Genomic DNA, 26,009 nt, shown 5'->3' with positions numbered 1-26,009 from the left:
CTCACTTCCTTTCACATACTACACATCATTTTAGAGAGAACCGTGGAACGTACGATTGATGACATCAATCTGTTGTTCACGCGTCAGTTTAATGAAGTTGACGGCATAACCGGAAACCCGAATCGTTAACTGTGGATACTGTTCTGGATGCTCCATGGCATCGAGTAACGTCTCACGGTCGAAGACGTTGACATTCAAGTGATGACCTTTTGAAGTCGTACCACCCATATATCCGTCAAGTAATCCGACCGTATTGCGAATACGTGTTGCTTCCTCCTTACCAAGTGCTTTTGGAACGATCGAGAACGTGTAGGAGATACCATCGAGCGCATGTTCATATGGTAGTTTCCCGACAGACGTCAGAGCAGCGATAGCACCACGGGTATCACGTCCATGCATCGGGTTAGCACCGGGTGCAAATGGTTCACCCGCACGGCGTCCATCGGGTGTATTTCCTGTTTTCTTACCGTAGACGACGTTTGAAGTAATCGTCAGGACAGACTGTGTCGGGAGCGCATTTCGATACGTTGGATGTTTACGGATTTTCTCCATGAACAATGTCACGAGATCAACCGCCATCTGATCGACTCGTTCATCGTTATTCCCGAACTTTGGAAACTCACCTTCGATCTTGAAATCAACTGCAATCCCATCCGCATCTCGGATCGGGCGGACTATTGCATAACGAATAGCGGATAGACTGTCAGCGACGACCGATAAACCAGCGATGCCGCATGCCATCGTCCGTAAGATTTCCGGATCATGTAAAGCCATTTCAATCCGTTCGTAACTGTACTTATCATGCATGTAGTGGATGACATTCAGTGTGTTGACGTACAGTTCTGCGAGCCAATCGAGTTGACGATCGTAAGCCGCCATGACTGTCTCGTAATCGAGTACTTCGTCGAGCATCAATGGTGTGGCTGGGGCGACTTGAATTTTGAGCTTCTCGTCCATTCCGCCATTGATTGTATAAAGTAATGCTTTTGCAAGGTTTGCTCGAGCACCGAAGAACTGCATCTGTTTCCCGATCCGCATCGCGGAGACACAACAAGCGATGCCGTAATCATCCCCATAAACCGGCAACATCAAATCATCGTTCTCATACTGAATCGAGCTTGATATGATCGACATCTTCGCGCAGAATTCCTTGAATCCGCGTGGAAGCTGAGTGGACCAGAGAACAGTTAGATTCGGTTCAGGTGCCGGACCGAGTGTCGAGAGCGTGTGTAAGAAGCGGAATGAACTTTTCGTGACATTTGATCGACCATCTTCACTCATCCCGCCAATCGATTCCGTTACCCACGTCGGGTCGCCAGAGAAGAGATCGTTATAGTCCGGTGTTCGTAAGAATTTGACGATCCGAAGTTTCATGACAAAATGATCGACGAGCTCTTGTGCTGTTTCTTCCGTCAAGCGGCCGGTCGCAAGATCACGTTCGACATAAATATCGAGGAACGTCGAGACTCGACCGAGTGACATAGCTGCACCATTTTGTTCTTTGATCGCAGCAAGATAAGCAAGATAGACCCACTGGAATGCTTCTTGTGCTGTTTCTGCAGGGCGGGAGAGATCAAAACCATAGCGAGTTCCAAGCTCGGTCAATTCCGTTAATGCGCGCAATTGTTCATTCATTTCTTCGCGGTCGCGGATCATCGATTCAGAGAGGAAGCCGCCACGTGCCTTCAAGTCTCGCTTACGTTCTTCAATCAAACGTGCTGTTCCGTACAAAGCGACACGACGATAGTCGCCAATGATCCGCCCACGTCCATAGGCGTCTGGTAATCCTGTGATGATACCGGCTTTACGCGCGGCGCGCATCTCTGGAGTATAAGCATCAAAAACCCCTTGGTTGTGTGTTTTTCGGTAATCGCTGAAAATTTTCGTGACGGTCTCGTCTGCTTCAAAGCCATACGCAGCTAAGGCATCATTCACCATCCGAATCCCGCCGTTCGGATGAATTGAACGTTTGAACGGTTCATCCGTCTGTAAGCCGACGATTTTTTCAAGAGAGGGATCAAGATACCCTGCATCATGCGAGAGAATCGTTGATGGTGTCTTGGCATCGACGGCATACACACCACCACGTTGTCGTTCTTCATTCGTCAACTGTAGAATTTGTTGCCAAAGCCGTTGCGTCGCTTGAGTCGGATCGACTAAAAAGTGATCATCACCTGTATATTCCGTGCGATTGAGCCGGATGAAGTCTGCAACATCGATTGTCTTGATCCATTCGCCAGACGTAAAGTTTGCCCAGGCACTCGTTTTTTCTAATAACATGGATACCACTCCTTTAAAATTGAGCTAATGATCAGTTCCTTATGTGAATAGTGTAACAAAAGGAGGTAGAGATTCCCTTTACGTTCATGTGAATATTTTAACAAGTGAACAAACGTTGATATGACGGGCTTTCCTTATTTCTGTACTTATGAAAGAGTGAAGATTAAAAAACAGTTGAAGTCTGGTAAATCAAGAGTTTCACGAAACTGTATGAGCTGATTTGAAAAAGATCCACTAGCACAGTTGAAACTGTGAGGAATGTCACGTTACGGTATCTTGTGTTTTTAGGACGTATCGTTGACAATGAAAAAGGGAACATAGAACGTGGAGGTGTGCCAAATGGAGTATGTGTCATTAACGCAACAAGGAGATTATCAGTCGGGAGACTGGGTCTCGCTGAAAATCGGATCGGAAGGTTCGACGCGAACTGGGATGATCACAGAATTTGAAGGTGATGGATTCTGGATTCGGTTTGAAGATGATTTTGATTATGAAGACTTTATCGGCTATGATGAATCGTACTGGATTGCGCTTGTTCGCCGTCCCGTGGACGTAAAAGCGACGTATGCGAGTCTTGCCGTGTATCCGGCACTCGCTGCAGAATTACAGGATCGTGTCATCCAAGGCTTCGAGATTTTAAAGGAAGAAGCTGGTGAAGAAGAAGTCCGGTTCCACATCCGATTGCTCGACGCAGGAAATGAATATACACAGACATTACGGGGATACCGTGATGCATCAGGAGATCATGTCGAATACGTAACGGCATGATGGAATTAAGAGAGTAGGAGAAATCGTTATGAACTTTACAAAACCATTTTTACAGGAAGCATGGGAACGGGCGCGCTTTGCAGAGTTGATGCCTGTTCAAGAACAAGCGATTCCGTTGTTGCGCGAAGGAAAAGATGTCCTAGCTGAAGCGCCGACAGGAACAGGGAAGACGCTTGCTTATGTCATTCCAGCTTTAGAAAAGATTGAAGTGGAAGAGCCACACGTGCAAGTCGTCATCACGGCACCAACACGGGAACTCGTCATGCAAATTCATCAAGTCATTCAATTATTTGCTCAAGGAAGTGGTATCAAATCCGGTGCATTCATTGGTGGTGTTGAATTAAAGCGACAATATGAACGATTGAAGAAAAAGCCGCAAATCATCGTCGGAACACCGGGACGTCTCGTCGAGTTGATTGATTCGAAGAAGCTGAAGATGCATAAGGTGAAATTGATTGTTTTAGATGAAGCGGATCAAATTTATGAAAGTGGCATGAGTGACTCGGCGACGCGAATCGCAAATAGTGCGCTACGCGATCGACAACTGGCATTTGTCTCAGCGACATTGCCGGAACGGACAGCAGAATGGGGACGGACGCTTGCGAATGATCCTGAGACGATTCGTGTTGAGCGTGCCGTCAGCACACAAGTGACATTCGGTTATTTGGAGACTTCACGTCGTCAGAAACCGGAATTGTTACGTCGTCTGGCGAACATGCAAGGATCAAAAGTGCTGACATTCATCAACAATCGCTCATTCCTTGGACCATTGAATGGCGAGTTGAGTAAATTCTCACTGAAATACCGGATTTTAGACGCTGAAAAAGGAAAACGAGAGCGGATGGAGACCTTGCGTTCTTATAAAAAGGGAGAGTTTCCTTTACTCGTCACGACAGGTCTTGCGGCGCGTGGGCTTGATATCGAAGCGGTCACACACGTCGTCCATTACGATTTACCGGAGTCGCTTGACGATTTCGTACACCGTTCAGGTCGGACGGGACGCGGAAACGCAAATGGGATGGTACTTGCACTTGTCACGGATCAAGATTTAAAACACTTAAAAACACTTGCAAAGCAAATGGGCGTCGAGATGGAGCCAATGGAAATTTACCGCGGAGAAGTCATTCCGAAACGTGAATTCACAGCTCCTCAGACGATTAAGCGACCGGCTACTCCTCACCGGAAAGGGCGATCGAAATGAAGAACGATCGAAAAGTAATTCCATTTCCGACGACGGTTTCTGAAGCGGAAATGAATGCAGCCTTGAAGAAAATGTATCAGGAAGCAGCAACAGCACGCAGTACGGACTGGGTCGCTTTCATTGAAGAGATTGCGACAGAAGGACGTTGGTATTTAAAAGATGCTGAATTGTTCCGGGACTTATTCGTTGACTGGGCGATCTTCTATGAAACGGATGATAAAGGAAAAACACCGCACGGTCGTTTTCTCGAGCAGATAAAAGACGAGCTATCACCTAGTCTCTATCGCGCCTTGCGTGGATTAGCTGACCCGATGCCGTCGCTGTTTCAAGTCGATGCAGATGGTGTTGTTGATTTAATGTCGAAACAGACGTATCAAACGGATTTGGCTGAGATTGAAGTCGAACCGGGGGATCTGTTGATTGGGAAACTGCTCTATATTTCTGGTAAGTGGCGCTTTGCGATTGCCTACATGAAGGTAGCGCGCGCATTAGTACCAGAAGTCCTCGCTTTGTTGACGGACTTCGTGGATGAAGTGGGAGAAGACGCGTTACTTCGTCAATATCCAGAGTTTTGTGCGGAATTAATCGACTTGCTCCTCGATATCGAAGAAGGTAACATTGCACCAAGACCAGAAGAATAACTCAAAAAACCTAGGACACGTTGACTACAAAAAGTCATATGTCCTAGGTTTTTTCATGGGTCCGCTCGATATAAAGCGACATCATTCTTATCCCGATGTTTCACGCGATACATGGCAAGATCGGCTTGCTTTAAACATGTTTCAAGATCGGCCTCATGACACGCTGTCACTCCGATGCTTGCGGAAACGAATAAAGATTGTCCTTTGTAGACATAGGGACGTCTTAAAAATTGTAAAAAGGATTTACATTTTCGGCGTAAGGAGAGTTCATCATCGGCTTGTAAAAGGATCGCGAATTCATCTCCACCGAGGCGATACACGGATTCCGAAGAACTTGTATGTTCGCTCAATCGCTTCGCAACTTCAATTAATACATAATCTCCTGCCTCGTGACCATACGTATCATTGACTTGCTTAAATCCATCTAAATCGACTAAGGCAAGATAATTCTTATCGGAGAGTCGATTTGAGAAATCTCGTTCTAAGGAACGACGGTTTCCGATATTAGTCAAAGCATCATGATAGGCATGGTATTCGATTCTCTTTTGACGAATTTTGCTTTCCGTGACATCATGTAAAATCGTGAATCGTCCCATCGAGGTAGCGGCAATTTGAATCGGAATATCAATGATTTCATAGCGGCGACTTTGTTCATCCTCATACTCATCAACGTTCGTTTCGAGCATTTCTAACAAATGACGCATCGTACGAGGAACATGTTCAATCGTCATATCTGGCAAATGAAACAGACGTTGGGCAGCTAAATTCGCGTACAGCGCAGTGCCGGACTGATCGAGTCGAATCATCGGATCAGGATGACCGAGGAAGAGTGGAATGACCTGTTGTTCACTATCTTGGATTTGTTGTTTTCGATGTTCAATGCGTGAAGCGAGTTGTTCATTTCGTTCGTGTAATTGTGCGACAATCAACCCATGTTGACGGGCAATCAAGATTTGTCGAACGATTAGTAGGAATAAGATGATAAAGATGTCGAGTTTTCCACCTTCTTGTTCCACCATGTAGTGGATGAACAAAGGGATGGCCAGTAAAGGAAGCCACGAACGAGGAATGACCGTCGTTCGAGCAGTTCCTTCTTCAATATGATCAACATGCCATAGAATAGCTGCACTTTGCGCCAAACGAATCAATATCGGGAAGAACACCAGATAATTCGCTGAAAAATCAGGGAAGTAGACACTAGAGACTTCATAGATACCACGAATGAAAATGGATAAGAATAATAGAAATAAGGCCATCCGTGATACCCAATGTGTTTCTTGGATGAACGTAAAATAGAAAAAAACGAACAAACCGAGTGATGTGTTCGTAATGACGATGATGGCATAAGGAACAGTCTGAAGCCCAGGGTTCGTCAGTTCATTGAGGACATGGAATGCGACAAGTCCAATGAAAATGACGATAATCGCGGCATCAACGAAAGCAAGTACATGTTGTCCGAGTGTTCGTTTTGTGATGATTCGGTAAAAAATCGCGTATAAGAATACGTAATGGGATATTGAAAATAAAATCAGGCTATAAATAGATGGAATTGGAAAGTCTGAATAGACAAAACGTAACGTCTCAAAAATGGAACCGATATAGGATAAAACCAGTGATCCTAAAGCAATCAGCCAGAAATTTCGTCTGGGTACGACTAATATTTGTTCCTTACGATAAGCCGTAAGAATAAAGTAAGCGATCAACCCAAGTGATACATACTGAAGTACCTGTTCGACAATCCCATTAGAGATGGAAGGAGTCCATGTAGTAAGGACCATTAGAATAAAAGAGATTACGAGCATGGCAGGGAACCAACGGATGAAGTAGTTTGATTTAAGCACGGGATCCCTCCTAACGTTTGATGTGGACAGCGAACATATAGTTATTTTTCTCGTTCTTCTTGATCTGGTACATGGCTTCGTCTGCCCGAATCAATAACTGTTCTGAACTCTTACCGTCTTCAGGGTATAAGGAAATTCCGATAGATGGTGTGATATGAAGCATATACGTGTTGATATAGAATGGATAATTTAGGATTTCGAGAACGTGTTCGGCAAACTGTCGAGTTTCCGAGGCAGATGCCTGAATGAAGATCAAGAATTCATCTCCACCAAGGCGTGCGACGAGATCAGTTGGCGTCGTCATTGATTGAAGACGCGTTGCTGTTTCTTGTAGCAGTAAATCACCGACATCATGTCCATAGGTGTCATTGATTTGTTTGAATCCGTCCAAATCTATGAACAATAAGGAGCCATAATCTAGCGTTGGCAGAGTTAGATAGAGTTGCTCCTCGAAGTAACGCCGGTTTGGTAAACGAGTGAGTGAGTCATGGTATCCCATACGTTCTAGCCATACTTCCTGTTGATAGTCTTCTGTGACATCCGCTAAGACGACGAAATAGCGTTGCTGATGTGGAATATCGATGATTGTCGTATTCAAAAAGGTTTCTGGATGTTCGTCCGTAGCAGGTACATGTAGGAGGTGAGCAGGATAGGTCGACTGCTTTTGTTGAAGCAACGGGATGAGCCGATCAAGTTGACGACGTTGACTCGGTCCGAGCGGTAAATCATTCCATCCTGCTTCTGCAGCGGCTGGATTGACGGATCGAATCTGATACATGTCATCGATTTCAAAAACGATTTCTGGATAAGACAAAAAAAGTGACGTCAGTTCTTTTTCACGCAACTGTAGCAACTCTGTTTTTTGATGAACGATGTCTTCTAGATTCGTTTGTAATGCCGTTGTTTCCTGTAACAACCGAAGATTTTCCCGGTATGAAAAAAGCTGCCGTGTTAAAAATAATAAAAACGTAATACCAATAGACAATAAGAAGAAGGTTCGAGAGACAGGAAAAAACGTAATATAAAGAATCAGCGCAGATAATAAGATGTAAACCAACAGTGAACGCGTAAGTGTCTCGACTCGAATGAGATTTGCTTGCTCCTCACGACTAATGGGAAGTGTACGTGTGTTCAGAAAGGCGATGAGGAACAGACCGCTAAGTGGATATAGCGGAAGCAATAGACCCGATATTTGCGGTTCACCGTTTAATAACAAGGTATAAAACACGAAGTTCGTCATGCCGAGAATGAATGTTCCGAGGACAAGAAAGATAAATCCTGATCGTGATACGTTCCGTCTTAACCCAGACGCATAGAGTAAAAAAAAGAAAAGCGTCAACAAAATTGTCAAGAAGGCATAAAATGTCCAACTGATTTGCTCGAGTGTCGTTCGCGTATAAGAGGGAACAAAGCGGAAAATAGCGATATATCCAGCAATCATTGAAACAGCGAATAAAGTCAAGGAATCAAGAATCAATAACTTTTGTTTTTTGAATAATGTCAAATCTAATTGTCGGAAAAAGAAAAGGACCATCATTGTCAAATGAATCGTATAAGGTAAATCCAGCAAGACGTTAAAATTGACATCGTTCCATTGAAAGAAACGTCCAATCATATTCAGGAAATCGCCCAAAAAATAAGAGAAGAAGGCGATGGATAACCACTTGTACGGAAGGAAAGGTTGTTTGAAAGCCGTCGATCGACTAAATAAGAAAATCATGAAAGAACCGCTTAAACTAATAAGTGCCGAGAGTTGTAACGAAAGGTCTTGTGGCAATAGCCAGAGCAGTATGTAAGTAATGACTAAGTAGAATGCGACGATAGGGTAGATGTTTTGAACCATCCGTTTCACTAGAACTCCTCCTTTCGCAAGCCTTCCTCCAAAACGAAATATGCTATAACATTACCCGATATCTAATATGAATTCACATTTATTTTCATAATTAAAAATAAAAGTAAGAGATGTTTTCTATTTCATAAAAAAAAGCGGAACTCTTCTAAGTGAAGAACTCCGCTTATCGGATTTACTGATTAGATTGGCGATGGTTTTCAAATGCCTCGATTTTTTCAGAAAGATATGTCCAATATTCCATTCGCTCGTCAAGCGTCGCTTTGGTCTTTTCGATGGCTTGATACAATTCATTGACCTTTCCGAGATCACTTCCTGCTGAAGCGAGATCAGCCTCTAATTGCTCTAGTTCAACTTCACTCTCTTCAATTTGTTGCTCAATGATAGCCCAATCTTGTTGTTCCTGATAACTTAGTTTCTTTGGCGTCTCTGTTTTTGGTGCTGTAGCAACCTCTGCCGTTTTTTCAACGACGATTGAGGGAACGGGTGCTGCCATTTGCTCAAGATAGTCTGTATATTGTCCGTAATAAAAAATGATGTTTCCATCTTCAAATGCAATCAGGCGATCGACGACCCGATCGAGGAAGTAGCGATCATGACTGACTGTGATGACAGTACCTGGGAATGATTCTAAATAATCTTCTAGTACGGATAAGGTCTCGGTATCCAAGTCGTTCGTTGGCTCATCAAGGAAGAGGACGTTCGGTTCTTCCATCAAAATCGTTAACAATTTCAGACGTCGCTTTTCGCCACCAGAAAGCTTGCCGATTTGTTTATATTGTGCTTCCGGTTTAAAGAGAAATTGTTCGAGCATCTGACTTGCTGTGATCTCCTCACCGGCGAGTGTCGTAATGACTTTTGCGATCCGTTCGACCTCATCGATGACGCGGCGTTCGGGATGCGTGAATTCGGCGAATTGACCGTAAAAACCGATCTTCACCGTTTCGCCGTGAATGATCTCACCCGTTGTTGGCTCTAAGCGTTTCGCGAGAATTGAAAGAAGTGTCGATTTTCCACTACCGTTTCGACCAACGATGCCATACCGCTCTTTGCGTCCGATCAGAGCGTCAAACGATTCAAAAAGTGTCCGTTCACCAAATCGGTGCGAGACGTCATATGCTTCAATGACTTTCTTGCCGAGGCGGGTCGAACCGACCTGTACTTCAAGTGTCGCTTCTTCTTCCTCGTAAGAAAGGTCTTGTAAAGCATCCACGCGCTGGATCCGGGCTTTTTGTTTCGTCGTCCGTGCTTTTGCTCCGCGACGCAACCAAGCGAGTTCGCGACGGAGGATGTTTTGACGTTTTTCCTCCATAGAAGCCGTCCGTTCACGACGTTCGGCACGTTTTTCAAGAAACGATTCATAGTTTCCGACATAGAAATAAGCTGTTCCGTTTGCGATCTCCATCATATGATTCGTGACACGATTCAAGAAATAGCGATCATGAGTGATCAGTAGAATCGCACCACGGTATTCCTTGATTTGAGTCTCAAGCCAGCTGATCGTCTCGGCATCAAGTTCGTTGGTCGGCTCATCAAGCAGGAGGAGATCAGCTTCATCGAGTAAGGCTTCAGCGAGTCCGACACGCTTACGTTGTCCTCCGGAAAGAGAGCCGATCAACGCGTTTAAGTCGAGGATGCCGAGTTTGTTTAAGATCATCTTTAAACGCGATTCCGTGTCCCACGCTTGCGCGGCATCAACCTCGGTTTGCGCCGTGATGAAGCGGTTGAGTAACGTCTCACTTGTCGGATCCTGTTCGAGCGCTAGTCGTGCCGTTTCGTAGTGGCGCAACGCGTTGATCGTTGGTGTGTCACCCGACAGGAGTACTTCCATGACAGTCCGATCTTCCGGATAATCGGTCGTTTGCGATAGCAAACGGATCCGATAATCATTTGGATGATGGATCGTACCAGCATCTGCTGTTTCTTTGCCTGCTAGAATGTGCAGGAGGGTCGATTTACCGGTACCGTTGACGCCAATGATACCGATCCGGTCACCAGGAGAGACAGAAAACGTGACATCTTCGAAGACAATTTTATCGGCAAATTCTTTTTTGAGATTTTCTACTTTCATTAACATATTAGACACCTTCTACAATCTGTTTGATTTGATGTTCGACCGTCTGGACGAGTTCTTTCTGTGTCATCGTGCTCGGGTCAATCGACGGCAAAATCGTGACTTCGACTGTAGCCGGACGGATCTTACCCGTTTCCTCCATGACACGATAACTACCTGAAATCGCGACTGGTACGACGCGTGCGCCACTTGATGTCGCAAGGGTAAAACTTCCTGCTTTGAATTCCGCCATCGGTCCGCCTTTTGAACGTGTTCCTTCTGGGAAGATGATCATTGATTGTCCATCCTTGATCGTGTCGACACCAGAGCGGATCGCTTTTAGTGATTGGCGTCGGTCTTTTCGGTCAATCATGACACACCCCATCAGATTCATCCAGACATTAACGATTGGAATTTTATTCACTTCGATTTTTGAGATGAATGCTTTTGGTTTATCGATTTTTCCAAGTAGAATCGGAACATCGAAGTTTCCTTGGTGATTCGAGATGAACACGACAGGTTCATTTGCCGGAATATGTTCATGCCCCGTCACATGGACACGAACGCCAGCAAGTCGGAGAAGAGAGTTCGCCCAAGCGCTCGCTACACGCTGAACGAATGCATAGCGCGCGAGATGCGTTCGACGTTTTGCGGTTGGTAAAAACGGTAAGGTACAGGGTAAGACAAGTCCAAAATAAATGAACCAAATGACAGTACGGATCATGGTAAAGTGACAGCTCCTTTTTTTCATTGCTGATGTTATTGTACAAAAAAAGACCAGGTGTCGCACCCAGTCTCCATGATTATTCCCAGTAACGAGGCTCAGATTCCTCTTCGCTTTCTCCAAGTTCGAAAGTGAGGCGACGTGTCGTCGGATCAACGGAGAACGTAGCGTTCGTGTTGTCGATCTGTTTGATTTCCATCGTCTCTTCATCCAAGATGAGAGTCAAGCGGACCTTATCTTCGTGATCTACGAGCAGTACGCCATCTTCCTTCAACCATAAATCGATGACAGGTGAGTAGCGGAGTGTCCAACCGTTTGATAAAGGGATTTCGTTCATAATGAATCTGTTCCTCCTAGGTGATGAAATCGTGTTCTTTATTTATCATGCTGGTCTGTCCCAGAGAATGCAAGTGGTGTACTCGAATCTCGATTAGGATAGGCAATTTGATAAGACTGTTCTCGTTTTTTCATGCGTTCGTACTGTTTTTTGACGCGACGGTATTGAATGTATTCAATGTAAGTCAGATAGGACGTACGGATTAACTGTCGAATAGATGATAACGATAGGCAAATCGCTAACGTAAAGACGAAAACACCAATCGAACTTGTATAATAACCGGTAACAAAACTTAAGTATGTAGTGATGAGACCCGCAATCGTCGTGAATAAGTAGAAGAGCACGTCCGTTTCCTCCTCGAAATTAAAATATAGGTATGTTCATCTAATTCGAGGTCAAACTTGATTTTCCTTTATCGTCCTGTAAATGTCCGGAAAAAATAAAAAAATCCACACGGAAGGTGTAGATTTTAAGGGCGATCGATTTGCTGAAGCGCTGGTGTCTTCGGAGTCATATCTGTACTGTTTGATCCTTCTGCAAAAACGATTCCAATCGTAGCAAGGAAAGCAAAAAATGCAAAAACCAATGTTTTCGTGAAGCGTCGAGCGAACGAACGCGATTGAATATTATGAAACATTTTTATCCCCCATATTTACCTAAACTAAACCTTCTTTTTCCTGTTATTTAATCATATATCTTTTTTTCAAAAAAATCACGCAAATGTGTTTCGTTCACAAATATGTCACAACTGTCATCGTGGGGTCGATTTCAGAGGTGAACAGAAAAAGAGTATAGTATGGTAGGGAAAGAACAGAAGGATGGTTCGAATGAACTTGAACCAATTCAAATAGAGAGAGGAGATGACCCGAAATGGGATTACGCGCAGGACAGGTTGTCACATTAAAAGTAGAACGTGAAGCAGAGTTCGGAGTGTTTTTGACAGATGGAAATGAAGATGTGTTGTTGCATAACAATGAACAGACACAAAAAGTAGCTCTTGATGATGAAGTAGAAGTCTTCTTGTATCAAGATAATGAAGGACGTTTGGCATCATCGATGACGATTCCAGAAGCTTCATTTGAAGACTACGTCAAGACGACGATCAATGGGACACGCTATAACACAGGAGTGTTCGCGAATATCGGGATTCAAAAAGATGTTCTTGTCTCACTTGACGATTTGCCGCAACGTCGGATGTTCTGGCCGGAAGAAGGCGATCAACTTTTCATTCGTCTAAAACATGATCAAAAGCTTCGTTTACTCGGAGACCCTGCACCATATGCTTACTTCAACTTACGAGCGAAGCCAGCTCCAGAAGAATGGAACAACATGGACGTCGAAGGTCTCGTCTTCTCACAACGCGAACCAGGCGTCAATGTCTGGGTCAACGATCAGTCAATCGGATTCTTGCATGAACGCGAGATGGAACGTTGGCCGCGTCTTGGAGAAGTCTTGAAATTACGAGTGACAAATGTAAAACCAGATGGTACAGTATTACTTTCAGCACGACCACGTGCCTTTGAAGCCATTGATACAGACGCGGAGTTGATTCTGAACCATCTACTTGAACATGATGGTCAGATGCCGTATGGTGATAAGACAGCTCCCGAGACGATCGATGAAGTATTCGGTCTCAGTAAGGCAGCATTCAAACGAGCGCTCGGTCGCCTGTTGAAAGATAAAAAAATAGAAAAAAATGAAACGGGTATTCGGTTGACGCAATAATCAAACCGAGTAAGCCTGCGTTTCGAATAGATAGTAAGGAATTCATCATTTTGGTGGTTGCGGCTGGTTTGATTACCGGCGACCATTTACTGAATATACCCCATCACTAGTGGGGGCACGCGATGACGTTCATCGCACGGTCCGGGCACTTCGCCTTTCCCTCGCCCTTATGGCAACGATTATGATGGTGACTTCCCTAAACATTATTATGAGAGAAACCACTCTATCTTTATGGGATAGATTCTGTTATAATAGGTAGTCGATTGTATTCGTTACGGTAGCGTCTGTTTAGTGGCAGACGCTTTTCATATGACAAAGGAGAGTATTTAGCATTGACAACATTTCGTGAATTAAATCTTAGTGAGGCACTTATCAAAGGTGTCCTAAAAATGGGCTTTGAAGAAGCAACACCAATCCAAGCAGAAACAATTCCAGTCGGACTCAGCGGCGTTGACTTAATTGGTCAAGCACAAACAGGTACTGGTAAAACTGCAGCATTCGGTATCCCAACAATCGAGCGTCTTGACGCAAAATCACGCAACATCCAAGCGTTGATCCTTGCTCCGACACGTGAGCTTGCAATCCAAGTAGCTGAAGAATTGAACCGGATCGGTGAAGTAAAACGCGTTCATGCACTTCCTGTTTACGGCGGTCAGCAAATCGATCGTCAAATCCGTGCACTTCGCAAAAATCCACAAATCGTCGTTGCGACACCAGGACGTTTGATGGACCACATGAACCGTAAGACGTTGAACCTCGATCACGTTCAAACGGTCATCCTTGACGAGGCAGATGAGATGTTGAACATGGGATTCGTCGAAGATATCGAGAAAATCCTCGGTGCACTTCCTGAAACACGTCAAACACTCTTGTTCTCAGCAACGATGCCACCACAAATTCGTAAAATCGCAGATCGTTTCATGACGACTCCGACGCACATCAAAGTCAAAGCAAAAGAAATGACAGTTGAAAACATCGACCAGTCATTCATCGAATTGAAAGAAAGCCAAAAATTCGACGTTCTTTGCCGTTTGATCGACACGGATTCTCCAGAACTTTCAATCATCTTCGGTCGTACGAAAAAACGTGTTGACGAGATGACAGAAGGCTTGATCCAACGCGGATACACAGCTGACGGTTTACATGGTGACTTAACACAAGCAAAACGTGACCAAGTCATCCGTCGTTTCAAAAAAGGAACGATCGATATCCTCGTAGCGACAGACGTTGCAGCACGTGGTCTTGACATCTCTGGTGTCACACACGTCTACAACTTCGACGTCCCACAAGATCCAGAAAGCTACGTTCACCGGATCGGTCGTACAGGTCGTGCTGGTAAAACAGGATCGGCTGTCACATTTGTTACACCACGTGAATTCGGTCAAATTAAAACAATCGAACGTGTCACGAACAAAAAAATGTCACGTCGTCATGCACCAACACTTGATGAAATCTTAGAAGGCAACTTGAAGCTTGCTGCACAAGAACTCATTAAACGTGTTGAAGCAAAAGACTCAAAAGAATATACGACACTTGCACAAGAACTCTTAGAAGAGTACGAAGCAGTGGAACTTCTTTCAGCAGCACTTAAAGGATTGACGAAAGAGCCGGATGCAACACCAGTCCAAATCTCTTCAATCGAACCAATCCGCGTGAAACGTTTCGGTAGCAACGGTGGTGGAAACCGTCGTCCTTACGGAAACAAAGGTGGAAGTGGAAGCGGCAACCGCAGTGGCGGATACCGTGGAAACAACCCGCGTGGTGGCGATCGTCGTGAAGGTGGTCGTTCATCTTCTTCATCAGATCGTCGTGAAGGCGGTTATGCTGGACGTAGCAACCGTAGCGAAAGCGATCGTAACCGTGGTGGACGCAAACCACGCTTTGAAAAGTAAACGATTCGAACCGATTTGTCACAGACAAGTCGGTTCTTTTTTATGATTTATCTAAGCGGTCATGATAAAATGAGCCATGAACGATAGGGAGAGGGCTGAATCATTCGTGTATACCATTTATGTAGCAGCATCCGTCTGTCTCGTTGCACTGATCGTCGCGACGAAAAAGATTTGTGAGCGGACGACAAAAGGACATTTTCGTTATATTCCGTTAGCGACCTTATTATTTGGTGGCATCATCTTTCTTGTGCTGGCCATTGGTAAGGGCGGAGCTGTTGGGATTCAATACGGTGTCCTGAGTATCATCTACTTGACGGCGACATTCGGTGTGTATTTGTATATTGCAATGCGGAAAGATACGACGTTATCGTAAAACAGGGGGCTCTCTCGTTACAGAGAGGCTCCTTTTTTGTTAAGATAGAACAAGAGTACAAGGGGGGAATAGAATGGACGCATTAGATGTCATCGTTCATCCCGAAGAGATAGAGGCGTGGTTTCAACCGATCGTAGGCGCTGCCCCTTTTAAGGTGGAAGGGTATGAAATCCAGTCCCATTTTCGTGGAGAACCGTTAAAACCATTTTTTCAGGAAGATGATGTTCCGATCGAGTATCAGCTCGAAGTCATGGGACATGTCGTCCGTCAAGCATTCCAAAAAGTACCCTCCGATACACAAGCGTTCATCCTGATCCGTTGTCGTCCGGCTTGGTTGTTTGAGAACGGTGGGGAAGATTTCTTGCATGTTTTACGTACGGTCGACTCGTCGTTTCCAAAAGAACGGATGTATGTTACTTTGACGGATGTTCAAGTCGATGATTTTGATCGTCTGGGCCGGATCGTCGCGTACTATCAGAATTCTGGACTGAAGGTAGCGCTGGATCGCGCGGAAGCAACGAGTCTCGAACGCGTCTTTTCGATGTCGCCGGATATGTTAATCGTCGATCTATCTTCAATGATTGAGAAAAAGACCGTCTCAGCATCGTATCCGCATCTCTTACAGACGATGGAGCACCTTTGTGATCAGCTTGGAGCGCCACTTTTGTATAAAAACATCAGTCATCTTGGTCAACTTCGATATGCGTGGCAGCATGGTGGACGCTATTACATGGGGAATCTTTTAGGAGAGGCTGCGCCGGAATGGGTCATGACTTGTCCTGGAATGGAGGTCTTGATCCATGAAGTCCCGATGTTCTATAAATATGATCGGGAACAGATGAATCGCCTGTTCCAACTGGAGCAAGACTGGACAGTCCGATTTAATGAGTATTGTCAGTCCTTGAAGTCGGAGCAAGATCTCGATCAATGGCTGCTAATGCTCGCCCGGAAGATGGAGCCGGAATTCATCCGGTTTTACATCACGGACGCGAATGGCTTCCAACAGTCTTCGAATGTCAGTAAAAAGAGTGGCGAGTGGAAACTGTATTCCTTCTACAAGGGATACAACTGGAGTTTTCGTCCTTACTTTATCCGGACGACGGTAGCAATGGAGAGACGGCATAGCGGATATCTGTCGGAACGGTACGTCGACTTCAGCTCGAGTGAACAAACGCGGACGTTTAGTATGCCGCTCAGCAATGGCATGTTCTTATTTGCGGATATCTCCGCAGATTATCTATATCAAGAACGATTGAGTGAATGAGGAGGAAATGAAAGTGTTAGATTATGATTATGAAGCATTACGAGAAATTGGACGCATCGTCGCGATGGCGCGCGACGAGATGGCGGATGCCGTCAAACCAGGAATCACGACAAAGGAACTTGATGACATCGGAGCACGTATTCTGAAGGAGCAGGGAGCAGAATCTGCCCCGATCGTCATGTATGATTTTCCGGGAGCGACATGTATCAGTGTCAACGATATCGCAGCACACGGTATTCCCGGTAAATATGTCATTCAAGAAGGCGATATTGTTAATGTCGATGTCTCAGCTGTGAAGAATGGCTACTATTCGGATACGGGGAAAACAGTCATCGCAGGAGAAGCAAAACGTCCGGAAGATGTCCGACTCGTTGAAGTATCATTGACGGCGCTTGAAAAAGGACTCGAGAAGGTCAAAGCCGGAACGAAGGTCAATCAGATCGGAAAAGCGATCTATGCTGAAACGCGTAAGAGTGGTTTCACCGTCATCCGTAACTTAGCGGGGCATGGTCTCGGGAAGACACTTCATGGTGAGCCGGAATCCATCTCGAACTACTTCAATCGTGAAGAAAACGATCTGCTGAAGGAAGGGCAAGTCATTGCTGTCGAGACGTTCATTTCAACAGGAGACGAGTTCTGTATCGAAGATGAGCGGGATGGCTGGACATTATACACACCAAATCGGAGCCTTGTCTCACAGTTTGAGCACACTGTCGTCGTCTTAAAGGACGGGTATGAGATTTTGACGAAAGTCGAAGGCAAAGAATCGTTCTAAAAAAGTTCGCATAATAAAACACAAAAAGAGGCAATGGAAGTCAATCCATTGCCTCTTTTTCGTCGTGGTGTTCTTGTTACAAAGAGATCCGGGAGGTTGCCAATTTGTTTAATTGGGACTCGGATACGGCTGGAGCAAAATAGCGAATGTGTCCGTGTTCGACATGATACGGGGTCTCGAGCAAATCTTCTTCAAAATAATCCGCAGTACTTGCCATATCGATCGGATAAGCGAGCCCTGGAAGTGTCGCGAAAGCAAGGGTCTGACGACGTCCGATGCCGCTCTCGAACATCCCTCCGAGCCAGTAGGGCGCTTTTGTTCGAAGGGACAAAGCGTTCGTCAGCCCACCGACACGTGCCGGTTTGATATTCAGAATCTGACCAGCGTGAAGCGTCTTCATCAAATCGGCATCCGCTGGAGCGACGATGGATTCATCTAGACAAATCGGTGTCTGCAAGAGTTTAGCGAGACGTTGATGTCCGGACCAATCCGACGCTACGAGAGGTTGTTCCATCATAACGAGACCGAATGAATCCCAATGCTGTAATAAAGGAAAGTCTGCTTCTGTGAAGCTGCCGTTAGCGTCAAACATCAAGGGCGCATCAGAGAAAGCGGCACGTACTTGCTCAAGAACGATGGTATCCGTCGGAGCGAGCTTCAGCTTGATCCGTCCATATCCAGAGGCGATCGCTTGTCCGACGGCTTCGACGGTCTGCGCTGCAGAAGCCCGTCCGAGTGCTTTCCCGCAAGGTACGAGGGATGATTCATCACCTCCGAGATACGTAGCGAGCGATTGTCCGGCAGCTGCTGCGAATAATTCATAAATCGCTCCTTCAAACATCGCTTTTGCCATCGGATTGCCTTGCACGATGCGGAAGCGGTGCGTGACATCTGCTGGATGATGGAGCGGTTGGTCAAGTAACTGGTACAGCAGTGAAGCGATTCCTTGCAGAGAATGTTGTGTTTCGGACGTATACCACGGTGTATCAAACGCGACTCCTTCCCCGTAACCCATTCGTCCTTCCGAATCGGTCAGGCGCAAAATCGTCGTCCTGCGTATCGTTAACGTCGAGAGTGCTGTTTGCATCGGACGACGAAAGACGAGCGGTACATCGAACAATTCGGCAGACCGGAGGGTGATGCTCATAATGACTCCTTCAGTTGTTTCCGCAATAGTTTACCGTTCGCATTGCGTGGCAAAACGCTATGGTAGATGTAATCAACTGGACATTTATATTTGGCGAGCAATTGACTGATTTCCGTTCGGATGATGGCTTCATCGAGTGAACTAACGATGAAGGCAACCGGAACTTGTCCCCATTTAGCATCAAATCGTCCGACGACACCTGCTTCTTGAATCCCATCGATCGAGAGAAGTGCTGATTCGACCTCAGCTGGGTAAATATTTTCCCCACCTGAGATGATGAGATCACTTCGACGATCGAGGACATATAGGTATCCATCGGCGTCCAAACGTCCTAAGTCACCAGTCTTGAAAAAACCGTCTGCTGTAAAGGCGTCTGCCGTTTTCTCTTCATCATGAAAATAGCCTTTCATGATTGTCGGTCCTTTGACTTCGATTTCTTGGTGGCGCGTGATGCGGATTTGCGTCGGATAAATGGCTTGTCCAGCTGATCCGATTTTTCGTAAGGCATCCTCAGGCAGAAGAGTCGCGATTTGAGAAGCTGTTTCCGTCATCCCATATGTTTGCATGACAGGAATATTGCGGTCGAGTGCACGCGTCAGAATCGGTAATGGAACAGGACCACCCCCTGTCAGTACGACGCGAAGCGCGTGACGACGTAGTCCGGCGTCGAGCAACCGATCAAGCATGACTGAGACGAGTGAGACATGTGTAATTTTTTCCGTCGTAATCCAGTGTAAGGCGCGTTCTGGTGAAAAATGTGGCTCGAGAATGATCGGTACTCCATAGATGACCGCTCGATAGACGACGGCTAACCCACTCATATGAAACAGTGGTGTGACAATCAAAAAACAATCCTCTGGCAGTGATCCGATATGACGAGCGGCATTCGTCGCACTCGAGAAATGATTCAACATCGTTTGTTCCACAGCTTTCGGATGTCCGGTCGTACCACTCGTAAAGAGCATTGATTGGACGTATTGTTTAGGCATATGGCGTATTAACAGATCGGGCGCTTCTTTTTCATAAGAGAAAGCTCGACACGGAATCGCTGTATCGAGTATCCGGTCTGTTACGACGAGCCGCACATCTGCCTGTTTGAATTGGCGCAGCACTTCCGTTTGCGTTAGTCGAGTGTTGATCGGGACGACGGTTAATTCAAGCAATTGAGCAGCGTGAAGAGCGACGATATACTGTGCACTGGATGGACCGTAAAGAGCAATCCGGTCTCCGCGTGTCACGATCGTCGCCCACGTACTCGCCAAACGATGCGCGCGTGCATATAGTTCAGACCACGTCCAACGCTCCGTTTCCGTAATGAGCGCGATGTCATCCGGTTGCTCTTTTGCCCGTGTATAGATCCAAGGATACAAAATAGTCACTTCCTTTTTGATGAATATACGAAAAAGGTTCAATGTCATAAGACGATTGAACCTTTTTTTCATTATGGGAAACGCGGAAACTGTCCGAAGTCAGGATTGCGTTTTTCTTTGAACGCATCGCGTCCTTCTTTTGCTTCGTCAGTCGTGTAGTACAGTAATGTTGCATCTCCTGCGAGTTGCTGAATCCCTGCGAGACCATCTGAATCGGCGTTGAATGCTGCTTTGAGGAAACGAAGAGCCGTTGGTGAATGTTGAAGAATTTCAGCACACCATTGAATCGTTTCTTGCTCGAGATCCGCGAGTGGAACGACCGTGTTGACGAGTCCCATGTCAAGTGCTTGCTGTGCGTCATATTGACGGCAGAGGTACCAGATTTCACGCGCTTTCTTGTGTCCAACGACGCGCGCGAGGTAACCAGAGCCATATCCAGCATCGAATGAACCGACTTTTGGACCTGTTTGTCCGAAGCGGGCGTTGTCTGCAGCGATCGTCAAGTCACACACGAGGTGAAGGACGTGTCCGCCACCAATCGCATAACCTGCGACCATAGCGATGACTGGTTTCGGGATGACACGAATCAAACGTTGAAGATCAAGGACGTTTAAACGTGGGATTTCATCGTCGCCGACATATCCACCATGTCCGCGTACCTTTTGGTCTCCACCAGAGCAGAATGCGAGATCGCCTTCACCTGTTAAGATGATGACGCCGACGTTTTGATCGTCACGTGCACGTGAAAATGCGTCGATGAGTTCATGGACCGTGTGTGGTCGGAACGCATTGCGAACTTCTGGACGGTTGATCGTGATTTTTGCGATCCCGTTCCATTGTTCATATTTGATGTCTTCATAGCTACGGGCTGATACCCATTCCGGAGCGTATTTCATTTGAATTCCCCCAATATGTTAGTGATGAATAAGTAGATTCTTTACCATTGTAACAAACTTTTGCGGTTGGTCGATATGTGGGGCATGCGAAGCATGCAAAATCACGTGAATTTTTTCAGGTGATGCCGCTCGTAAGGCGATGGCGCGGAATTTTTCATCCTCTTCCCCGACGATCCAATCAATCTCTTTCGGAAGGCATGACCAAAGAGAGGGCATGCTTCCTGTACCTTGTGCTCGAAGCGAAGCACTCAGACCTTCAACCGTTTGAGACATACGCTCCTGACGCAGTCGCGTGCGTTGTTGTTCTTTGAGAAGCGCTTGAGGTTTAAATAATCCAAGTGTCTCCCAATGATCAATGAAAGCTTCGAGTCCATCCTTTTCGAGTCGCTCTGCTAACATACGATCGGATGCACGACGTACTTTTCGCTCCACTGCCGTCTTGATACCTGGTGTTGTACTAACAGCGATTGTTCGAGCGATTTGCTCAGAGACGACACTCAACATTAAGGCGATTCGTCCGCCCATCGAATAACCGAGGACAATCCATGGCTCGGATCGTGTAGCGAGCAGCGCCTCAAGATCCTTGACTTGTTGTGTCAAACGCATTCGTTGATTAGACGCTGGTATCGTTTCTCCATGTCCCATCAAATCGAGGCGGTAGACGGTGAAGTGAGTCGATAAATGCTCACTTAGCATGTCCCACGTCGAGAGGGAGCCTGTAAAACCGTGGAGTAATAAGAGCGGTGGACCAGCTCCCTCGATTTTCACATGATAGGGATGACCGCGTAAAATCATCGGAATACCTCGGCTAACGCTTGATTCGTCACGTCCCAAATCGAACGATGCATCTGTACGTTTTCGATTCGTGTTGTCTTGACTTCAAGTATCCGAGTGACATTCGTCTCTTCCGCAAGTGCTTGACGTAACGCAGCAATCGAATCAATCGCCTGATAGGTCACACCGTAGCCGGAGGCAAGGGAGTCGAAGTCGAGATGCTGCGGTGTACCGAATAGTGGCTCGAACACCGCTTGCTCGAGTTGCTGTTGCGGTAAGAAGCTAAAGATGCCGCCACCCGCATTGTTGACGAGAATGATCGTTAACGGAAGCTTGCGCGCTGTCATCAGCCCGTTGATATCATGAATGAATGCCAGGTCACCAACGAGTAAATAGCGGTGTTTGGCATCAAACGTTGCCCCGAGAGCACTCGAGAGGATGCCGTCAATCCCATTTGCTCCACGGTTCGCGAGTAGACGAAGGGGTGTTCCTGTAGGCAAGAACGTATCAATATCTCGGATCGGCATACTGTTCGAAACGAATAGGCTTCCTTCTTGTAACGTCGTTAACGCGCGGACGACGTTATACTCCGTCATCTCCTCTTGATCGATCGTCGTAAAGGCATCGGTGACGCGTCGCTCTGCCTGTTGTAACAGATTGAGGTACGTAGGGTCATGCGGAACGGGCTCATGATGTTCGAGTTGTCGCGCGTGACCAATCACGAAATCCGAATGGAGTTGGGGATCGCGCCAATTCCCTGGATGACCAACGACTGTCGTCGGAATATCCCGAGACCAAAGCAGATAAGGTTTTGACGTCGGCATGGCGCCGAAACGAATGATTCGATCCGGTCGGACGTGCTGAGCGGTGGCCGGATGTTTTAGCCATGTATCGTAGTAGGCAAAGACGTGATCATCATGCGATTGCCGCCCTTGACTGAGTGGATCTGCTAAGACCGGAATCCCTGCTTGTTTTGCATACGAGATGACAATCTGACTGTCCGCGGCAGCAAGTTGTGGTCCAAGTACAAAAAGAAGGCGCTCTTTCTGAAGCACGATCGCTAAGGCGTTATTTACTCCCGATGTCGGTTCAGGTAAAACGCCGACAGGACGACCTGTTCGTAAAAGATCGAGTTCAGGCACGAGTGGTTCACGTAATGGAACGTTGATTTGAACTGGTCCCGCCGGTTCCGTCAGGGAGAGCAGGGTTGCACGTTTTGCGACATGAGCGACGTAAGGAAGACTCGCTTCTTCTGCTAAGGGAAGATCAAATGCATGACGAACCTGCTTGCCGTATAGTCCGACCTGATCGATAGCTTGAGGTGCCCCGACATTACGTAATTCATGAGGTCGATCGGCAGTCAAAACGATCAATGGAAGTTCAAAAATATTAGCTTCGGTTACTGCTGAATAATAGTTCGTCGCAGCGGTACCGCTTGTACAAATTAGCGCAACGGGACGAACACGCTCTTCCGTCCGTGTTAAACCTAAAGCAAAAAAACTAGCCGACCGTTCGTCAACAAGGACGTGGGTACGGCTAGACGGATGCAGAAAAGCTGCAATAGCAAGTGGTGTCGAGCGGGAACCGGGACTGATGACGAAGTCCCGGACACCAGACGCAACGAGCGTATCAATTAACGTGTGCATCCACTTAGTCAACATAAATATCATCCTTTTCAATCGAACCAATGTGTGAAAGAGCTTGTAACATCGGTGATAGTTTAGTTTCCGTCTCTGCTAGCTCGCTGTCGAAATGAGAACCTTCAACAAGACCGCAACCGGCATAAAGAATGACAGCCCGTTCCGTAAATAATCCAGAGCGAATGGCAACAATGAATTCCCCATCATCCTGTCCGTTCATCCAACCAACGGGTGAACCGTACCAACCCCGTTCGAACGTTTCAATCTCTTGGATCGCATCGACCGCTAATTGCTTTGGCTCGCCACCAAGTGCAGGTGTCGGATGAAGTTTCTCAATCAGTTGGAATAACGTGACATCTGCTTTTAAACGCGCTGTGATCGGTGTATAGAGATGTTGGATATGACGATTTTTTAAGAGAATCGGGGTATCCGGACAATCCAGTTGCTCTGAAAAAGCAGATAACGTCCGTTCGATCGAATCAGCGACAATCCCGTGCTCCATTCGGTTCTTTTGATCTTGTAATAACGATTGACCGAGTGCCTCATCCATCTCATTCGTCGCGTGGCGCGGTGCAGAACCGGCGACGGCTGCTGTCTCAAGGCGACGTCCACGTTTTTGGACGAGTCGTTCCGGTGTGGCTCCGATAAAGGCCTCTTCCGGATTCGGTTGGAAGCAGAAGACATAGCTACCGGGCTGCGTATCTTCGAGTTCAGCAACGACGGCGGCTACATCAAGTGGGCGGTCCAGTTCGTAGACGACTTCCCGCGCCAAAACGATTTTTTCAAGTGTTGTCTCCAAGTAATGCATCGCTTGTTGAAACGAGGCTTCAAAGGCTTCATTTCCATCCCGAGATAGACGTAAACGCGTGACGCCTGTCGAAGTCGGTGTTTGCGGTTGATTAACTTTGGCGAAATCAAGTGCGAGCTGATTTAAGATTGAATCGACTTGATCCATCGGTTCAACACGGGCAAAGATCGTCACGCGTGTCTTACCATCTTGCTCTAAGAATAAAAACTTCGGAATCGTCATCGAAGCGTCTCCAAAGGAAGACCAGCGATAATCCGGTTGGTTAAGTTCAGTGAAAGAGAATCCGCTGAACGCAAACAAATCATGACCGACATGGTCGCGATTCACATTTGTCCACTGCGATTGAATTCGTAAAAAACGATCCGTTCCTGAAGCCTGAAGTTGTTGTACGATACCAAACCCAATGGCCCGCATCGAGCGATCAGGTGTCGCGAAATAAAATCGTTCCTCGATACCCTGTTCGAGAGAACGCATGTCAGTTGCTTCGATTTCCCATGAATACGAAGCAAGTATAGGTCGTTGTGAGGCATTCGCCTGACTGACGGCCTGTTCGATACACTGTTTTAGCTCTTGTTGAGCGTAAGCCATACCGCTCATTGCCCCCTAGTCTGTAGATACTGTGATATGTTTCACTTATTCTAAGTGTAAACTTTTTGCGGACAAAAAAGAAGGAATAAGCTATCTTGGATTGAACATTGACATCAAAAAACGAAACCCGCTACACTTAGACAGGAAAGGGGTTATTATATGAATAAATCAATCGCTGTCTATTGGCGAATGACACGGCCGCATACACTGACAGCAAGTTTTGTTCCGGTCGTCGTCGGTACGGCAGTTGTCGCACCACGTGTGGAATCGATACGCTTGGATTTGTTCGTAGCGATGTTAATCGCATCGATGTTGATTCAAATCGCAACGAATCTGTTCAATGAATACTACGATTACAAACGTGGTTTAGATACAGAGGAATCGGTCGGAATCGGTGGATCAATCGTACGTGATGGATTCAAGCCAGGTACGATTCTTGCATTTGCACTTACGTTGTATGGCATTTCCGCACTACTCGGTGTGTATCTATGCATCGAGACTTCGTGGTGGTTGCTTGTCGTGGGACTCATTTCGATGTTCGTCGGATATATTTACACCGGAGGACCACTACCGATCGCGTATACACCATTTGGGGAAGTGGTTGCTGGCTTTTTCATGGGATATATCATCATTGCGATCTCCGCCTACTTGCAAATTGGTTATGTACCAACGGAAGCCATTGCGATTTCGATACCTGTTGCCATCTTGATCGGTTCAATCCTGCTTGCAAATAACATTCGGGACTTGGATAATGACAAGGTCAACGGACGAAAAACGATTGCCTGTCTTGTAGGGCATCGCCGTGCCGTGTACGTTTTGATCGGATTTTTTGCGGCAGCTGTCCTGTCACTCATCATTGCTGTACTGGCATTCGAAGTCTCTTGGTTTGCCTTACTTGCGTTGTTAAGTATTCCGCTCATGATTAAAACGGTCCGTCTCTTCTGGGAGGACTTGCCACCAGAACAACTGATGCCTGGTATGGCGCAGACTGGCAAAGTAAATACGATTTTCGGATTATTACTCGCAATCAGTCTCGTGATTGCGAACATCTAAATTCAAACAA

23 protein-coding genes are annotated in these 26,009 nt (G+C 46.3%); 9 read left to right on the top strand and 14 right to left on the bottom strand.

Annotated features, from left to right (window positions below; translation table 11 throughout):
• Positions 1-30: 30 nt before the first annotated feature.
• Positions 31-2,280: a formate C-acetyltransferase gene (gene pflB / locus B2U10_RS11810; protein WP_290787919.1), complete on the bottom strand. Its 2,250-nt coding sequence runs from the start codon at positions 2,278-2,280 to the stop codon at positions 31-33.
• A gap of 339 nt (positions 2,281-2,619) precedes the next feature.
• On the opposite strand from pflB, the gene B2U10_RS11805 reads away from it, so the two are divergent.
• The 3 genes from B2U10_RS11805 to B2U10_RS11795 are packed head-to-tail and all read left to right on the top strand — an operon-like array spanning position 2,620 to position 4,890.
• Entirely contained in the window at positions 2,620-3,048 is a 429-nt protein-coding gene (locus tag B2U10_RS11805; RefSeq protein ID WP_035412635.1) for a hypothetical protein, read from the top strand.
• 28 nt (positions 3,049-3,076) lie between these two features.
• Complete coding sequence (locus B2U10_RS11800) at positions 3,077-4,249, top strand: DEAD/DEAH box helicase (protein ID WP_290787916.1); 1,173 nt, start codon at positions 3,077-3,079, stop codon at positions 4,247-4,249.
• On the top strand, positions 4,246-4,890 hold the full coding sequence (locus tag B2U10_RS11795; RefSeq protein WP_290787913.1) for a hypothetical protein: 645 nt from the start codon (positions 4,246-4,248) through the stop codon (positions 4,888-4,890). Before B2U10_RS11800 ends, B2U10_RS11795 begins: the two co-directional genes overlap by 4 nt.
• Before the next feature lie 53 nt (positions 4,891-4,943).
• Here the strand turns inward: B2U10_RS11795 and B2U10_RS11790 are convergent, their stop codons facing one another.
• The 7 genes from B2U10_RS11790 to B2U10_RS11760 all read right to left on the bottom strand — a co-directional run bounded on the left by B2U10_RS11790 (position 4,944) and on the right by B2U10_RS11760 (position 12,331).
• On the bottom strand, positions 4,944-6,731 hold the full coding sequence (locus tag B2U10_RS11790) for a GGDEF domain-containing protein (RefSeq protein ID WP_290787910.1): 1,788 nt from the start codon (positions 6,729-6,731) through the stop codon (positions 4,944-4,946).
• A 10-nt stretch (positions 6,732-6,741) separates the two neighbouring features.
• Positions 6,742-8,574 (bottom strand): GGDEF domain-containing protein, encoded by a 1,833-nt coding sequence (locus B2U10_RS11785; RefSeq protein WP_290788113.1) that lies wholly within the window; start codon positions 8,572-8,574, stop codon positions 6,742-6,744.
• 181 nt (positions 8,575-8,755) lie between these two features.
• A complete protein-coding gene (locus B2U10_RS11780; protein WP_290787906.1) occupies positions 8,756-10,657 on the bottom strand; it encodes an ABC-F family ATP-binding cassette domain-containing protein in 1,902 nt (633 codons plus the stop codon).
• 1 nt (position 10,658) lies between these two features.
• Positions 10,659-11,357: a lysophospholipid acyltransferase family protein gene (locus B2U10_RS11775; protein WP_035412648.1), complete on the bottom strand. Its 699-nt coding sequence runs from the start codon at positions 11,355-11,357 to the stop codon at positions 10,659-10,661.
• Positions 11,358-11,436: 79 nt separating this feature from the next.
• Complete coding sequence (locus B2U10_RS11770; RefSeq protein ID WP_023467272.1) at positions 11,437-11,694, bottom strand: hypothetical protein; 258 nt, start codon at positions 11,692-11,694, stop codon at positions 11,437-11,439.
• A gap of 38 nt (positions 11,695-11,732) precedes the next feature.
• A complete protein-coding gene (locus B2U10_RS11765) occupies positions 11,733-12,038 on the bottom strand; it encodes a hypothetical protein (protein WP_290787904.1) in 306 nt (101 codons plus the stop codon).
• 125 nt (positions 12,039-12,163) lie between these two features.
• On the bottom strand, positions 12,164-12,331 hold the full coding sequence (locus B2U10_RS11760) for a hypothetical protein (RefSeq protein WP_023467274.1): 168 nt from the start codon (positions 12,329-12,331) through the stop codon (positions 12,164-12,166).
• Positions 12,332-12,564: 233 nt separating this feature from the next.
• On the opposite strand from B2U10_RS11760, the gene B2U10_RS11755 reads away from it, so the two are divergent.
• The 5 genes from B2U10_RS11755 (at position 12,565) to map (ending at position 17,723) form a co-directional block, all read left to right on the top strand.
• On the top strand, positions 12,565-13,419 hold the full coding sequence (locus B2U10_RS11755) for a CvfB family protein (RefSeq protein ID WP_214856486.1): 855 nt from the start codon (positions 12,565-12,567) through the stop codon (positions 13,417-13,419).
• Between the two features lie 332 nt (positions 13,420-13,751).
• Positions 13,752-15,311 carry a DEAD/DEAH box helicase gene (locus B2U10_RS11750; protein ID WP_035412660.1) on the top strand — a complete coding sequence of 520 codons (1,560 nt, stop codon included), beginning with the start codon at positions 13,752-13,754 and terminating at the stop codon, positions 15,309-15,311.
• Between the two features lie 106 nt (positions 15,312-15,417).
• A complete protein-coding gene (locus B2U10_RS11745; RefSeq protein WP_035412663.1) occupies positions 15,418-15,684 on the top strand; it encodes a hypothetical protein in 267 nt (88 codons plus the stop codon).
• Positions 15,685-15,757: 73 nt separating this feature from the next.
• Positions 15,758-16,948, top strand: coding sequence for an EAL-associated domain-containing protein (locus B2U10_RS11740; RefSeq protein WP_056063615.1), 1,191 nt, complete (start codon positions 15,758-15,760; stop codon positions 16,946-16,948).
• 13 nt (positions 16,949-16,961) lie between these two features.
• The gene (gene map / locus B2U10_RS11735; protein ID WP_023467279.1) at positions 16,962-17,723 is read left to right on the top strand and encodes a type I methionyl aminopeptidase; all 762 of its coding nucleotides are present in this window, start codon (positions 16,962-16,964) and stop codon (positions 17,721-17,723) included.
• A 76-nt stretch (positions 17,724-17,799) separates the two neighbouring features.
• Here the strand turns inward: map and menC are convergent, their stop codons facing one another.
• The 6 genes from menC to B2U10_RS11705 form a co-directional block, all read right to left on the bottom strand.
• The gene (gene menC, locus B2U10_RS11730) at positions 17,800-18,870 is read right to left on the bottom strand and encodes an o-succinylbenzoate synthase (RefSeq protein ID WP_290787901.1); all 1,071 of its coding nucleotides are present in this window, start codon (positions 18,868-18,870) and stop codon (positions 17,800-17,802) included.
• Complete coding sequence (menE, locus tag B2U10_RS11725) at positions 18,867-20,249, bottom strand: o-succinylbenzoate--CoA ligase (protein WP_290787899.1); 1,383 nt, start codon at positions 20,247-20,249, stop codon at positions 18,867-18,869. Before menE ends, menC begins: the two co-directional genes overlap by 4 nt.
• A gap of 62 nt (positions 20,250-20,311) precedes the next feature.
• A complete protein-coding gene (gene menB, locus B2U10_RS11720) occupies positions 20,312-21,136 on the bottom strand; it encodes a 1,4-dihydroxy-2-naphthoyl-CoA synthase (RefSeq protein WP_023469886.1) in 825 nt (274 codons plus the stop codon).
• 18 nt (positions 21,137-21,154) lie between these two features.
• Positions 21,155-21,931, bottom strand: a complete 777-nt coding sequence (gene menH, locus B2U10_RS11715) for a 2-succinyl-6-hydroxy-2,4-cyclohexadiene-1-carboxylate synthase (RefSeq protein WP_035412672.1) — start codon at positions 21,929-21,931, stop codon at positions 21,155-21,157.
• Positions 21,928-23,571 carry a 2-succinyl-5-enolpyruvyl-6-hydroxy-3-cyclohexene-1-carboxylic-acid synthase gene (gene menD / locus B2U10_RS11710; RefSeq protein ID WP_290787897.1) on the bottom strand — a complete coding sequence of 548 codons (1,644 nt, stop codon included), beginning with the start codon at positions 23,569-23,571 and terminating at the stop codon, positions 21,928-21,930. The genes menH and menD overlap by 4 nt, the downstream gene beginning before the upstream one ends.
• Positions 23,561-24,946, bottom strand: coding sequence for an isochorismate synthase (locus B2U10_RS11705; RefSeq protein WP_290787894.1), 1,386 nt, complete (start codon positions 24,944-24,946; stop codon positions 23,561-23,563). The genes menD and B2U10_RS11705 overlap by 11 nt, the downstream gene beginning before the upstream one ends.
• A 159-nt stretch (positions 24,947-25,105) precedes the next feature.
• Between B2U10_RS11705 and B2U10_RS11700 the strand changes: the two genes are divergently transcribed.
• On the top strand, positions 25,106-25,999 hold the full coding sequence (locus tag B2U10_RS11700; protein WP_056063630.1) for a 1,4-dihydroxy-2-naphthoate polyprenyltransferase: 894 nt from the start codon (positions 25,106-25,108) through the stop codon (positions 25,997-25,999).
• Positions 26,000-26,009: the final 10 nt, after the last annotated feature.

Origin of the sequence: Exiguobacterium sp. UBA7533 (genome assembly GCF_002479335.1) — a bacterium.
Taxonomy (GTDB): domain Bacteria; phylum Bacillota; class Bacilli; order Exiguobacteriales; family Exiguobacteriaceae; genus Exiguobacterium_A.
The sequence above is the reverse complement of the archived record's forward strand: the minus strand, read 5'-3'. Positions and strand labels throughout refer to the sequence as shown.